The organism is Agathobaculum butyriciproducens (assembly GCA_003096535.1).
GTDB lineage: Bacteria > Bacillota > Clostridia > Oscillospirales > Butyricicoccaceae > Agathobaculum > Agathobaculum butyriciproducens.
On the sequence record QEKJ01000015.1, the window covers coordinates 1 to 13,525 of the forward strand.

11 protein-coding genes and 3 pseudogenes are annotated in these 13,525 nt (G+C 52.4%); all 14 read left to right on the plus strand.

Annotated elements, in window-relative coordinates:
• The first annotated feature begins 174 nt into the window (after nt 1-174).
• The 14 genes and pseudogenes from C7386_RS10120 to C7386_RS10180 all read left to right on the plus strand — a co-directional run bounded on the left by C7386_RS10120 (nt 175) and on the right by C7386_RS10180 (nt 13,516).
• Nucleotides 175-243 (plus strand): Maff2 family mobile element protein, encoded by a 69-nt coding sequence (locus C7386_RS10120; protein WP_015524261.1) that lies wholly within the window; start codon nt 175-177, stop codon nt 241-243.
• Nucleotides 244-262: 19 nt separating this feature from the next.
• On the plus strand, nt 263-1,132 hold the full coding sequence (locus C7386_RS10125; RefSeq protein ID WP_116705454.1) for a VirB6/TrbL-like conjugal transfer protein, CD1112 family: 870 nt from the start codon (nt 263-265) through the stop codon (nt 1,130-1,132).
• A 41-nt stretch (nt 1,133-1,173) separates the two neighbouring features.
• The gene (locus C7386_RS10130; RefSeq protein ID WP_116705455.1) at nt 1,174-1,578 is read left to right on the plus strand and encodes a PrgI family protein; all 405 of its coding nucleotides are present in this window, start codon (nt 1,174-1,176) and stop codon (nt 1,576-1,578) included.
• Nucleotides 1,579-1,615: 37 nt separating this feature from the next.
• A complete protein-coding gene (locus tag C7386_RS10135) occupies nt 1,616-3,967 on the plus strand; it encodes a VirB4-like conjugal transfer ATPase, CD1110 family (RefSeq protein ID WP_437124098.1) in 2,352 nt (783 codons plus the stop codon).
• A complete protein-coding gene (locus tag C7386_RS10140; RefSeq protein WP_116705457.1) occupies nt 3,964-4,926 on the plus strand; it encodes a DNA-methyltransferase in 963 nt (320 codons plus the stop codon). The genes C7386_RS10135 and C7386_RS10140 overlap by 4 nt, the downstream gene beginning before the upstream one ends.
• A gap of 35 nt (nt 4,927-4,961) precedes the next feature.
• Nucleotides 4,962-7,058 (plus strand): CHAP domain-containing protein, encoded by a 2,097-nt coding sequence (locus tag C7386_RS10145; RefSeq protein WP_116705458.1) that lies wholly within the window; start codon nt 4,962-4,964, stop codon nt 7,056-7,058.
• 28 nt (nt 7,059-7,086) lie between these two features.
• Nucleotides 7,087-7,356, plus strand: a complete 270-nt coding sequence (locus tag C7386_RS10150; RefSeq protein ID WP_116705459.1) for a DUF4315 family protein — start codon at nt 7,087-7,089, stop codon at nt 7,354-7,356.
• Nucleotides 7,349-8,077, plus strand: a complete 729-nt coding sequence (locus tag C7386_RS10155; protein WP_116705460.1) for a DUF4366 domain-containing protein — start codon at nt 7,349-7,351, stop codon at nt 8,075-8,077. The genes C7386_RS10150 and C7386_RS10155 overlap by 8 nt, the downstream gene beginning before the upstream one ends.
• 200 nt (nt 8,078-8,277) lie before the next feature.
• Complete coding sequence (locus C7386_RS10165) at nt 8,278-10,365, plus strand: DNA topoisomerase 3 (protein WP_116705462.1); 2,088 nt, start codon at nt 8,278-8,280, stop codon at nt 10,363-10,365.
• Between the two features lie 289 nt (nt 10,366-10,654).
• Nucleotides 10,655-11,053 (plus strand): annotated as a pseudogene (locus C7386_RS13975) (antirestriction protein ArdA); the annotation flags it as partial.
• A gap of 258 nt (nt 11,054-11,311) precedes the next feature.
• Nucleotides 11,312-11,689, plus strand: a pseudogene (locus C7386_RS13980) (ArdC family protein); the annotation flags it as partial.
• A 446-nt stretch (nt 11,690-12,135) separates the two neighbouring features.
• A pseudogene (locus C7386_RS13985) lies at nt 12,136-12,945 on the plus strand (YodL domain-containing protein); the annotation flags it as partial.
• A 2-nt stretch (nt 12,946-12,947) separates the two neighbouring features.
• Entirely contained in the window at nt 12,948-13,154 is a 207-nt protein-coding gene (locus C7386_RS10175) for a transposon-transfer assisting family protein (protein ID WP_116705463.1), read from the plus strand.
• Nucleotides 13,151-13,516, plus strand: coding sequence for a cysteine-rich VLP domain-containing protein (locus tag C7386_RS10180; RefSeq protein WP_087361291.1), 366 nt, complete (start codon nt 13,151-13,153; stop codon nt 13,514-13,516). The genes C7386_RS10175 and C7386_RS10180 overlap by 4 nt, the downstream gene beginning before the upstream one ends.
• Nucleotides 13,517-13,525 lie beyond the last annotated feature (9 nt).

Here is a 13,525-nt window from a genome sequence, read left to right on the forward strand (position 1 = left end):
GACACATTTCTATCGAAATTCATTTTAATCTCAAACCCATCCCGGAGGTGGAACAGGTCACTGCCTGACCTGTCCCGCCGGGACGGTTCTCTTAACAACACCATATAGATTTTTTGTACGCCGCCGCCCGCCATCGAGCAGAGTTTTTACACCTAATTGGGGATGAAACAGTTAATGGCCGGGGGCGGTGTTGCCCTTATCGGCATGACCCTTGTACCGCTGCTTTCCGGGCTGTTCGGTTAAGATAAGCGGGTAAAGGCTTATGCAGAGCATACTTGACGCGATTAACGAATGGATAAAGGAAATTCTTATCGGAGCCATTAACGGTAATCTGTCAACTATGTTCGGGGACGTAAACGAAAAAGTCGGCACTATCGCCGCAGAGGTAGGCAGGACCCCGCAAGCGTGGAACGCAAACGTATTTTCCATGATACGCGCGCTTAGTGAAAACGTGATTGTCCCGATTGCGGGGCTTGTCATTACCTATGTCCTATGCTACGAGCTTATCAGCATGGTAACGGAAAAGAACAATATGCACGATATTGACACGTTCATGTTTTTTAAGTGGGTATTTAAGGCGTTTGTAGCGGTCTATCTTGTTACACACACCTTTGATATTACTATGGCGGTGTTCGATATGGCGCAGCACGTTGTTTCCGGCGCGTCGGGGGTAATCGGCGGCAGCACAAATATAGATGTTGCCGCCGCCCTCGGCTCCATGCAAGACGGGCTTGAAGCAATGGAAATCCCCGAACTGCTCTTACTTGTCATGGAAACAAGCCTTGTGAGCTTGTGCATGAAAATCATGTCCGTACTGATAACCGTTATCCTCTACGGCAGAATGATAGAAATTTACCTTTATTGTTCGGTATCGCCTATCCCGTTTGCAACAATGACAAATCGAGAGTGGGGACAGATAGGAAACAACTACCTAAAAGCCCTGTTCGCTATCGGTTTTCAAGGCTTTCTGATTATGGTATGCGTCGGCATTTATGCGGTTTTGGTAAACAGCATGATTATAGCGGATAACCTGCACAGCGCGATTTTCTCCCTTGCAGCTTACACCGTTATTCTCTGCTTCTCTCTGTTCAAATCCGGCGCACTGGCAAAATCCATATTCAACGCACATTAAAAGACACGCGGGGCTTTTCCCCGCAGAAAGGAGGTTTTCGCTTGGCGTATGTACCCGTACCGAAAGACTTATCCAAAGTCAAGACAAAGGTTGCTTTCAACCTTACAAAACGGCAAATCATTTGTTTTGCGGTTGCCCTTATCTTAGGACTTCCGCTTTTCTTTTTGCTCAAAGACAGCGCAGGCACAAGCCTTGCGTCGGTGGTAATGATTGCGGTTATGCTGCCCTGTTTCCTGTTCGCCATGTATGAGAAACACGGGCAGCCCCTTGAAGTGGTGGCAAAGCACATCATACAGACAAAATTCATTGCCCCCAAAGAGCGACCCTATCAGACACAGAATTTATACGCCGTATTGGAACGGCAGAGAAAATTGGAAAAGGAGGTATCAGCGATTGCAAAAGGAACCTACAAAAAAGGCAGCGGGAAAAAGAAACGCCGGGGCTAACCCGCCCCGCAAGCTCTCCCGCGCCGAAAAAAAGCAGATTGCCGAGGTTATCCGGCAGGCAAAGGGCGACGGGAAAGCCCACACCGCGCAGCAGACAATCCCCTACATTCAAATGTACCCGGACGGGATATGCAAGGTATCGGAAAAGAAATACAGTAAATCCATTGCCTTTGAAGATATTAACTATCAGCTTGCACAGGCAGACGATAAGACCGCCATTTTTGAAAACTGGTGCGATTTTCTAAACTACTTTGACGCTTCCGTTTCGGTGCAGCTTTCTTTCATCAATCAAGGGACGCAGCGGGAACAGGCAGAGAAAGCTATCAATATCCCGGCGCAGGACGACGCTTTCAACTCTATCCGCACCGAGTATTCGGATATGCTGAAAAATCAGCTTTCCAAAGGCAACAACGGGCTTGTCAAGCACAAGTACATCACATTCAGTATCGAAGCAGACAATCCGGCAGCGGCAAAGGCGCGGCTTGCCCGTATTGAAACCGACGTGCTTAACAATTTTAAGGTACTGGGCGCGGCGGCGCGTCCTATGACGGGCTATGAACGGCTGAACGTGCTGCATGGCGTATTCCACCCGGAGGGCGAGCCGTTCCGCTTTGATTTTTCATGGCTTGCCCCGTCTGGGCTTTCCACAAAGGATTTTATCGCCCCGTCCTCTTTTCAGTTTGGCGAGGGACGTTACTTCCGCATGGGGAGAAAAATAGGCGCGGTATCATTCCTTGAAATCCTTGCGCCGGAACTGAATGACCGTATGCTTGCCGACATTCTGGACTTGGAAACGGGCGTTATCGTCAATCTGCATATCCGCAGTATCGACCAGACCGAAGCTATCAAGACTATCAAGCGGAAAATCACTGACCTTGACAAGATGAAGATTGAGGAACAGAAAAAAGCAGTACGCAGCGGCTACGACATGGATATAATCCCGTCCGACCTTGCCACTTTCGGCAGCGAAGCGAAAAATCTCTTGCAGGATTTACAGAGCAGGAATGAAAGAATGTTCTTACTCACGTTCCTTGTCGTCAACATGGCAGACACGAAGCGGAAACTGGAAAATGACATTTTCGCAGCGGCGGGCATTGCACAGAAATATAACTGCGCTTTGACGCGCCTTGACTATCAGCAGGAAGCGGGGCTTATGTCCTCTATCCCTCTTGGGGAAAACCTTATCCCTATTCAAAGAGGACTGACGACAAGCAGCACCGCTATTTTTATCCCCTTTATCACGCAGGAGCTTTTCCAGACGGGCGCAGCCCTCTATTACGGGCTGAACGCTCTTTCAAACAACATGATACTCTGCGACCGCAAGCAGCTTAAAAATCCGAATGGGCTTATCTTGGGAACGCCGGGAAGCGGAAAATCCTTTGCGGCGAAACGGGAAATGACAAACGCTTTCCTCATTACCGACGACGATATTATCATCTGCGACCCGGAAGCCGAGTATTTCTCCCTTGTGCAACGGCTTAACGGTCAAGTTATCCGTTTGTCGCCTACGGGCAAAGGCATTGACGGAAAGCCCCAGTACGTCAACCCTATGGACATTAACTTAAATTACAGCGAGGACGACAGCCCCCTTGCGCTGAAATCCGATTTTATCCTGTCCTTGTGTGAGCTTGTCATTGGCGGCAAGGAGGGCTTGCAGCCGATTGATAAGACGGTCATTGACCGCGCTGTAAGAAATGTGTACCGCCCGTTTTTGGCAGACCCCGACCCGGCAAATATGCCGATTTTGGGCGACCTCTACGACGAGCTTTTACGGCAGCCGGAGCCGGAAGCGGCGCGGATCGCGTCGGCGTTGGAGCTTTATGTATCGGGAAGCCTTAACGTATTCAACCACAGGACGAATGTAGAGCTTTCAAACCGCCTTGTCTGCTTTGATATTAAACAGCTTGGAAAGCAGCTTAAAAAGTTAGGTATGCTCATTGTGCAGGACCAGGTATGGAACAGGGTAACGGTCAACCGGGCAGAAAAGAAATCCACACGCTACTATATGGACGAATTTCACTTGCTTCTGAAAGAGGAACAGACCGCCGCTTACTCTGTTGAGATTTGGAAGCGTTTCAGAAAGTGGGGCGGCATACCCACAGCCATTACGCAGAACGTCAAAGACTTACTTAGCAGCCGCGAAGTGGAAAATATCTTTGAAAACTCTGATTTTGTCCTCATGCTCAATCAAGCTGCCGGAGATAGGGCTATCCTTGCAAAGCAGCTTAACATTTCCCCGCAGCAGATGAAGTACGTTACCCACACCGAAGCGGGCGAGGGACTTATCTTCTACGGAAACGTGGTGCTGCCCTTTGTAGACCGCTTCCCGAAAGACACCGAGCTTTACCGGGTAATGACGACGAAGCCGGAGGAAGTGAGCGAAGCATGACAGAGGGATTAAAGACGGACATTATCATCAACCGCGACGCGCTCTTTGCTCTTAGGGAACTGCCCGACGAAAGCGTGAATTGCTGCGTTACAAGCCCGCCCTATTATGCACTTAGGGACTACGGGCTTGACGCGCAGATTGGGCGGGAGGACACGCCGGAGGAATATATCGAAAGGCTTGTTGCCGTATTCCATGAGCTAAAGCGCGTCTTGCGTTCCGACGGTACCTTTTGGCTGAATATCGCAGACACCTATTGCGGAACAGGGCATAAGGGCTACTATGCCGACCCGAAGAACCCGAAAGGCAGAAACGGACAGCAGACCGCGAAAAATGCCCGCGTTCCCGGCTGCAAGCAAAAGGATTTAATCGGTATTCCGTGGCTGCTTGCCTTTGCCCTACGCGCTGACGGGTGGTATTTACGGAGTGATATTATCTGGCAGAAAGAAAACCCTATGCCGGAAAGCTGCAAAGACCGACCGAGCCGCTGCTATGAACATATCTTTTTGCTTACGAAGTCAAAGAAATACTTTTATGACGCTGCCGCCATTGCGGAGCCTATCGCTGCCACAACAGCGGCGCGTTACCGCACCGGGCGGGGCGCGGGACATAAGTACGCTGATGAAGTACCCGGACAAGGGAAAGTACAGGGTATCAACCGCACAAGAAGCGGCGGCTACTATGACGAAGCCCTCATACCGACCATGAGGAACAAGCGGGACGTGTGGCTTATCAATACTGTACCGTACAGCGGCGGGCATTTCGCCGCCTATCCCCCGAAGTTAGCGGAAACGTGCATACTGGCGGGCTGTCCGAAAGGCGGCGTTGTCATAGACCCCTTTTTAGGCAGCGGCACAACGGCGGCAGTCGCAAAAAGCCTTGACCGACACTATATCGGTATCGAACTGAATATTGAGTATTGCGCCCTTGCAAGGGCGCGGATTGGAGGTGTGCAGCCATAAGACAATATAAGCCGCGTGATAAAATCACGCAGAAAATGACCCGCGACGGGCTTATCGAGGTCAACGAAACCAAAGAAACCGCCGAGCGTGTGAGCCGCCGGGAACGGGAAGCGGATTTTTCAAGACCGCAGGAGCAGCCGGAGCCGCAGGCCGCACAGGAAATAGCGGCGCAGAACGCGGCAGAGCTACCCCCTGTTTCTCCCGACGCTTCCCCGCTTCCCCTTACGCCGGAGCTTCCCCACAGGCAGGACACCGCCACCGCCGAGCGCGTCATAGAACGTATCGACGCAGCCCAGACCCGGAAAGCGAGTAAAAAGGCAGCGCACAAAGCACAGCGCGACGCTACGGTAAAAGAGAAATCTTCCCGCTTGCAGTTTACCGAGGAAGAACTATCTACCCCGGAGCTTGAAAAGTACATCAGAAAATCCAACGAAGCCGCCGACCGTCTGGACGCAGCAAAGGCAGCTATCCCCAAAGAAAAGAAACTTGTCAAGGAACGCACCTTTGACGAAGCCACAGGAAAGGCAAAGACCCGCTTACGCTTTACCGAACAGGAAAAGCCGATAAACGGCGGCAAAGCCCACAGTAACCCGCTATCCCGCCCCGCGCAGGAAGCGGGTATTTTCGTCCACAACAAGATACATTCCGTGGAAAAGGATAATTCCGGCGTGGAGGGAGCGCATAAATCCGAGGAATTAGCGGAGAAAGGCGCAAAGTACGGGACGCGGAAAATTCGGGAGGGCTACCGCAGCCACAAGCTGAAACCCTACCGGGCGGCGGCAAAGGCTGAAAAAGCAGCGGAGAAAGCAAACGTCAATTACCTGTACCACAAGACGCTGCATGAGAACCCGCAGCTTACAAGTAACCCCCTATCCCGTTTCATGCAGAAGCGGCAAATCAAGCGGCAGTATGTTAAGGCAGCAAAGACGGGCGGCACAGCTACCGCGAAGAAAGCCGCCGAGAATACCCGCAAGGCAGCGAAGAAAACCGCCGAGGAAACAAGGCAAGCGGCGGCGTTTGTGGCAAGGCACCCGGCGGGCGTTTGTATCGCCGTTGCCGCGCTGCTCTTATTCATTATGGTATCGGCGGGGCTTTCTTCCTGCGGGGCTATGTTTTCTGGCATGATGAACGGCGTTCTTGGAACGTCCTACACGTCGGAGGATAGCGACCTTGTGGCGACGGAAAACAACTACGCCGCAAAGGAAACCGAGCTTCAGCAGCGGATTGACAATATCGAGCGCGACAATCCCGGCTATGATGAATACCGCTACGACCTTGACAATATCGGGCATAACCCGCATGAACTGGCTTCTTACCTTACCGCCCTTTTACAGAGCTACACGCCCCAAAGCGCACAGGCAGAGCTAAACCGCGTCTTTGATAAGCAGTACACCTTGACACTGACGGAAGAAATCGAAGTGCGCTACCGCACCGAAACCCGCACCGACACATGGACGGACGAGGACGGGAACAGCCACAGCGATACCTATACTGTTGAAGTACCCTATAACTATTACATTCTCAATGTCAAGCTGACAAACAAACCGATTAACAGCTTTGTATCGGAGCTTTTGACCGTAGAACAGCTTGAAATGTACCGGGTGTACTTAGAAACAAGCGGCAACAAGCCCTTGATTTTCGGCGGCGGTTCTCCCGACGTTTCCGCGTCCGAGGATTTAAGCGGCGTACAGTTTGTAAACGGAACGCGCCCCGGCAATACCGCGATTGTAGACCTTGCAAAGCGGCAAGTCGGCAACGTGGGCGGGCAGCCCTATTGGAGCTGGTACGGCTTTAATAGCCGCGTGGAGTGGTGCGCCTGCTTTGTGTCATGGTGCTACGGGCAAATGGGCTTATCCGAGCCACGTTTTGCCGCCTGTCAATCACAGGGTATTCCGTGGTTTACCTCACGCGGGCAATGGGGAGCGCGGGGCTATGAGAATATCGCCCCCGGCGACGCTATCTTTTTCGACTGGGACTTAGACGGAAGCGCAGACCATGTAGGGCTTGTTATCGGCACAGACGGAAGCCGCGTTTATACCGTTGAGGGCAATTCCGGCGACGCCTGCAAAATCAAAAGCTATCCCTTAGACTATGCCTGTATCAAAGGGTACGGGCTGATGAACTGGAACTAACCGCAAAAATGAAAGGAGTATTGACATTATGGCAATGAGTAAGATTGAACGTATCGACCGGGAAATCCAGAAAACCCGCGAGAAAATCACAGAGTATCAGAACAAGCTGAAAGGACTGGAAGCGCAGAAAACCGAAGCGGAAAACCTTGAAATCGTACAGCTTGTGCGCTCCATGCGCTTAACCCCCGCAGAGCTTAACGCTATGTTATCCGGCGGCGGTATTCCCGGCATGGCTGCCGCCGTTCCCGAAGAAACCGCAGACTATGACGAAGAACAGGAGGACACCGAGAATGAATAAGAAAATCCTTAGAACGCTGACCGCATTTTGCGCCGCCCTTATGCTCATGGGCGGCTTTTCCGTTACCGCTTTTGCACAAACGCCGGAGCAGCCCGCCGCTGACGCGACCAACGACAGCGGCGTTATCTATGAGGAACCCGAAGAAACCGCACCCCTTACGCCGGAGGGGAACGCGACCCTTGTTGACGATTTCGGCGGCAATAAGCAGCTTATCACTGTTACTACCAAAGCCGGGAACTATTTTTATATCCTCATTGACCGGGACGACGAGGGCGAAAACACCGTACATTTCTTAAATCAAGTAGACGACGCAGACCTTTTCGCGCTCTTGGAGGACGGGGAAAGCACCGAGGCGCAGACACCCGCTGTCTGCACCTGTACGGAGAAATGCGAAACCGGGAAAATCAATACGTCCTGCCCGGTATGCTCTACGAACATGACCGCTTGCAGCGGCAAAGAAGCCGAGCCGGAGCCGGAGGAAGTAACCGAGCAGCCGCAGGAAAAAAGCAATACGGGCGGGCTTGTGCTTTTCCTTGTCGTGGCACTTCTTGGCGGCGGGGGCGCGTTCTATTACTTTAAGTTTGTGAAGAACAAGCCGAGTGTGAAAGGCGGCACCGACCTTGACGACTTTGATTTTGAGGACTACGACGAGGACGAGCCGGAGCCGGACGACGCAGACGGGGACGTTTCCGAAGATGAAACGGAGGACGAGGACGCATGACCCTGTTTACCGACAATCCCTTTGAAAAGATGATGATACAACGACCATGCGGGCGGCGCGACAATGCGCCGCCTGTTTTCAAATCCCCGGCCTGCGCTTCCTGCCCCTATAAAGAGCAGACCCCTTGTGTGGGCTACTGTCTGAAACAGGTACAGGAGAAACAGGGCGCACAGCCGGAACGCGGAAAGGAGGAACTTTAGTTGATTTTAGTTATCGCTGAAAAGCCGAGCGTGGCGCAGACTATCGCCGCCGCGCTTGGGGCAAAGAAGAAACAGGACGGATATATCGAGGGCGACAAATATCTTATTTCGTGGTGCGTCGGGCATTTGGTACAGCTTGCCGACGCTGCCGCCTATGGGGAGCAGTACAAAAAATGGAGCTATGACAGCTTACCGATTTTGCCGCAGGAATGGCAGTATACCGTTTCCGCAGATAAGGGAAAGCAATTTGCGACCTTAAAAAACCTCATGCACCGCACCGACATTTCCGAAGTCGTCAACGCCTGCGACGCGGGGCGCGAGGGAGAACTCATTTTCCGTTTTGTCTATGAAGTCGCCGGGTGCAAGAAGCCTATGCGCCGCTTGTGGATTTCCTCAATGGAAGAAAGCGCAATCAAGGCGGGCTTTGAGAACTTAAAGGACGGGCGGGACTATGACGCGCTCTTTGCGTCTGCCCTCTGCCGCGCAAAGGCTGACTGGATTATCGGCATTAACGCCACCCGCCTTTTCTCCTGCCTGTATAACCGCACCTTGAACGTGGGGCGCGTCCAGACACCGACCTTAAAAATGCTTGTAGACCGGGACGCTGCTATCAGCACTTTCAAGAAAGAAAAATACTACCATGTGCGGCTTAATTTATCCGGCGCAGAAGCCGCAAGCGGGAAGATCTGCGCCGCAGAGGAAGCAAAGGAACTGAAAGCAGCCTGCGAAGCGTCGCGGGCTGTCTGCACTTCCCTTGTGAGGGAAAAGAAAACCGCAGCCCCGCCGAAGCTCTTTGACCTTACCTCTTTGCAGCGGGAAGCAAACCGTATTTTCGGGTATACCGCGAAACAGACCCTTGACCTGGCGCAAGCCCTGTATGAAAAGAAGCTGCTTACTTATCCGAGGACGGACAGCAGCTATCTGACCGACGACATGGAGGAAACGGCGGCAAAGGTTATCGCTCTGTTATGCGGAAAGCTACCCTTTATGGCGGGTGTGGGATTTTCGCCGGAGATTGCAAGGGTGCTGAACAGCAAAAAGGTATCAGACCACCATGCAATCATTCCCACTATGGAGCTTGCAAAGACTGACCTTGCCGCGTTGCCGGAAAGCGAAAAGAATATCCTTACCCTTGCGGGGGCGCGTCTTTTGTTCGCTACTGCCGCGCCGCACAGTTTTGAAACGGTTACGGCGGTTTTCTCCTGCGCCGGAGCCGACTTTACCGCGAGGGGAAAGACGGTGCTTGCGGGCGGTTGGAAAGACCTTGAACGCCGCTACCGGGCAACGCTGAAAGATAAGCCCGAAGCAGACGACGAGGACAGCGCAGACGGAACGCTGCCGGAGCTTACCGAGGGACAGAGCTTTTCTAATCCCGCAGCAAAGGTAACGGAACACGACACAACGCCCCCGAAGCCCCACAATGAAGCGTCTTTGCTTTCGGCTATGGAACGCGCCGGAAATGAGGACACCGACCCGGACGCAGAACGGAAAGGGCTTGGAACGCCCGCCACCCGCGCCGCTGTCATTGAAAAGTTAGTGAGCAGCGGTTTTGTGGAGCGCAAGGGAAAGCAGCTTACCCCCACAAAAGACGGGAATAACCTTGTGTGCATTTTGCCGGACAATCTCACTTCCCCGAAGCTGACCGCAGAATGGGAAAACAATCTGACGCAGATAGCAAAGGGAGCAGCCGACCCCGACGAATTTTTATCCGGCATTGAAGCTATGGCGCGGGAGCTTGTGAAATCCTATCCGTTCCTTTCCGACAGCGACAAGGAGCGTTTCAAAACGGAAAAGCCGGAAATCGGCAAATGCCCCCGCTGCGGTTCCCCCGTCCATGAGGGCAAGAAAAACTATTACTGCTCTGACCGGGACTGCGCTTTTGTCATGTGGAAGAATGACCGCTTTTTTGAGGACAGGAAAGTAACCTTTTCCCCGAAGATTGCCGCCGCACTTCTGAAATCCGGCAAAGTGAAAGTCAAAGGGCTGTACTCTCCCAAAACAGGCAAAACCTACGACGGAACGGTTGTTTTAGCCGATACGGGCGGGAAGTACGTCAACTATAAGATTGAGCTACCGAAGAAGAAATAACTTGAATAGCAAGCATAGGAAGCGGGTACCCACTTCCGTAAATCCTCCGTTTTCGTCTGACGACGATTGCGGGGGATTTTTCTTGTTGGGAAGTTTCCCAAACCCTCTACATTTTTTCAAAATCTTTGGCAGAACAGGCGGTGCGTTGTATTTAGGAGTGTAACCACCAACGCGCAGCGTTTACGCTGCCATTTCAGAAAGGAGCGAATACATGAGCGAACAATTTTCCATTCTTATCGACAGCCGCACCCGCTTTGAAACAAGCGAACCGGGCGGCGTGTGGCTTTCCATGCCGACCACAAAGGAGCAGCTTCACGAAGCTATGCAGCGTGTCGGTATTACTGCGGATAACCCGCAGGACTTTCTTATCAACGGTTTTATGAACACCGAGCAGCAGCCCTTTGACGTGCCGCTTCCCGTTATCCAGAGCGCGGGGCTTGACGAACTGAACTACTTAGGCAATCTGCTTTCCATGCAGCGCGACGAGGACAGGAACAAGTTTACGGCGGCGGTAACTCTTGGGGAACGCGCCGGAAATATCAAAGACCTTATCAACCTTGCACAAAACCTTGACTGTTACTGGCTTTATCCCACCGTACAGAACGAGGAAGATTACGGCTATTACCTTATCGACGAACTGGACGAATTAGAACTGCCCGAAGAAGCAAAAAAGTATTTCATGTATGAGGATTACGGGCGGGACGCTGCTATCAATGACGGAGGACGCTTTACCGAACAGGGCTATATCTACAACAACAAGAACACCTTTACGGAGTGGTACAACGGCAAGGAAAGCGACATACCGAGGGAATATAAGGTTATGAGCTTCCCGCAGCCGGAACGCCCCGACCCGTCAAAGGTAGAAATGGACGCAGCCGCGCCGGGACAGAAAACAGCACAGACCGCAGAGCAGCCGCAGGAGCCGCGCCCGGTTATCCCTATCGTGCTGACGAGCGAGAAGCCCGCAGAGAAATTGAAAGAGATTACCGACCGTCTGGAACAGGGCATAACGGAACTGTTTGAAAGCGAGCGTTACCGGGAATATCTGCGCGTCATGTCAAAATTCCATAATTACAGCTTTAACAATACGCTGCTTATCGCCATGCAGAAGCCGGACGCTTCCCTTGTGGCGGGCTTTTCCGCATGGAAAAACAATTTTGGACGAAACGTGATGAAAGGGCAAAAGGGAATTAAAATCATTGCCCCGTCGCCTTACAAAGTCAAACAAGAAATGAAGAAAATCGACCCCCACACGCAGCAGCCGATTATTGGGAAAGACGGAAAGCCGGTTACGGAGGAAAAGGAAATCACGATACCCGCCTACGCGGCCGCGAGCTTTCCGAACTGAAAAGCTCCCTTGAAACAATCCGCAGCGCAGCCGCCGAGATTATCAATTCCATTGACGAAACATTAGCAGAGCTTTCAAAGGCGCAGGATATGGAGCAGACCGCCGGACAGGAGCAGCCGGACAAAGAGGAAACCGCCGCGCCGGAGCAGCCGAAACAGGAAGCCCCCGCACAGGAGAAAGCAGCCTTTACCCCGGAAACAATTTACCGGGTGCGCCGCAATCCTTACAGCGACAGCAAAGATAACACCTATCTGCTGCAAGCCTATGTAACGCAGGAAAACGGACGGGCAAAAATGAGCGCGGTACTTTTCACGGGAACGCCCCAGAAATGCCGCGAGCTTATGGGGCAACTCAAAAGCGGCGAACTGACCGAGGGACAGGTCAAGGAGCTTTACGCAAAGGCACAGGAAACAGCAAAGACCGCCGAACAGGACAAAGACACCTATTCCATTTATCAGCTAAAGCATGGCGACGAAACGCGGGACTTGCGCTTTGAGCCATACGACCGCCTGCAGGTGACGGGAAATGTGGTTGATAAGGCGAATTATGAGCTTATCTATTCCGCAGAGCTTACGCCGGGGACTTCCCTTGAAGATATTTATACCCGTTTCAATATCGACCACCCCAAAGACTTTAAGGGACACAGCCTTTCCGTTTCCGACGTGGTTGTGCTTCATCAGGACGGGCAGGACACCGCCCACTATGTAGACAGCTTCGGCTATAAGAGTGTGCCGGAGTTTTTACAGGAACAAAAGCAGCTTACGCCCGACGAGTTGGAAACAGGCGAAACAATTAAAACGCCGCGCGGTACTTTCTATGTAACCGATATGAGCCGCGAACAAATGGAAGCCGCCGGATATGGCTTTCATCATCAATCCGACGACGGAAAATATTTAGTCATGGGAAACGGGACGCGGGCGTTTGCCATAGCCGCAGAACAGGCACAGCGGGAAAATCCCTTGAAAGCAGCCGAGCAGACCACTGAGCAAAACGAAAACATGATTGACGGGATTATCAACAATACGCCGAGCGTTGACGAACTGGAAGCAAAGGTTAAGGCAGGAGAAACGATTTCCCTTGTTGATTTGGCTAACGCGGTCAAAGCCGATAAGGAGCGCGGCAAGGGCAAGCAGGAAAAGAAGCCCTCTATCCGGGCGCAGCTTAAAGCGGATAAGGAAAAGGCACAGAAGAAAGCCGCAGCGAAAACAAAAAATCACGATTTGGAGGTATGAGCATGAACAGATTTACCGTTGAGGAAACAAACCTTTTGAGCATTTACCATGAGGGAAGCAAGGCGCAGCTTACGGAGAACATCAACGCCACGCTGCCCTACATGGACGCGGATATGCGGGAACTGGCAAAGCGCGCCCTTTCCAAAGTGGACGCGCTGACCGAGGAAGAATTTGCGGAGCTTGCCATTTACGCCGCAGAGGAAGTATGAGCAGCATAAAGCGGCTTTCGCCGCCCCAAAGCCGGAAAGTCAATTCCCTTGTGCGCCGGGAGTGCTGCAACTGCGATAACGGACATTGTATCTTACTTGACGACGGGGACGAGTGCGTATGCCCGCAGCTTATCTCTTATTCGCTGCTTTGCAAATGGTTTCGGATTGCCGTACTTCCCCTTGATAAGCTCCTGTATGCCGAGCTTTTTAAGACCGAGGATAAAAAGCGTTGTACCGTATGCGGCGCGTTCTTTGCGTCAAGGTCAAACAGCGTCAAATACTGCCCGGACTGCCGCAAGCGTATCACGAACAGGCAGGCAGCGGAGCGCATGAGGAAACGGCGCGCCCTTGTTACGCGATAAGGCGAAAAT

Coding starts and splice junctions, on each gene's coding strand:
- C7386_RS10125 (WP_116705454.1), top strand. CDS start 263: ATGCAGAGCATACTTGACGCGATTAACGAATGGATAAAGGAAATTCTT.
- C7386_RS10140 (WP_116705457.1), top strand. CDS start 3,964: ATGACAGAGGGATTAAAGACGGACATTATCATCAACCGCGACGCGCTC.
- C7386_RS10145 (WP_116705458.1), top strand. CDS start 4,962: ATGACCCGCGACGGGCTTATCGAGGTCAACGAAACCAAAGAAACCGCC.
- C7386_RS10150 (WP_116705459.1), top strand. CDS start 7,087: ATGGCAATGAGTAAGATTGAACGTATCGACCGGGAAATCCAGAAAACC.
- C7386_RS10155 (WP_116705460.1), top strand. CDS start 7,349: ATGAATAAGAAAATCCTTAGAACGCTGACCGCATTTTGCGCCGCCCTT.
- C7386_RS10175 (WP_116705463.1), top strand. CDS start 12,948: ATGAACAGATTTACCGTTGAGGAAACAAACCTTTTGAGCATTTACCAT.
- C7386_RS10180 (WP_087361291.1), top strand. CDS start 13,151: ATGAGCAGCATAAAGCGGCTTTCGCCGCCCCAAAGCCGGAAAGTCAAT.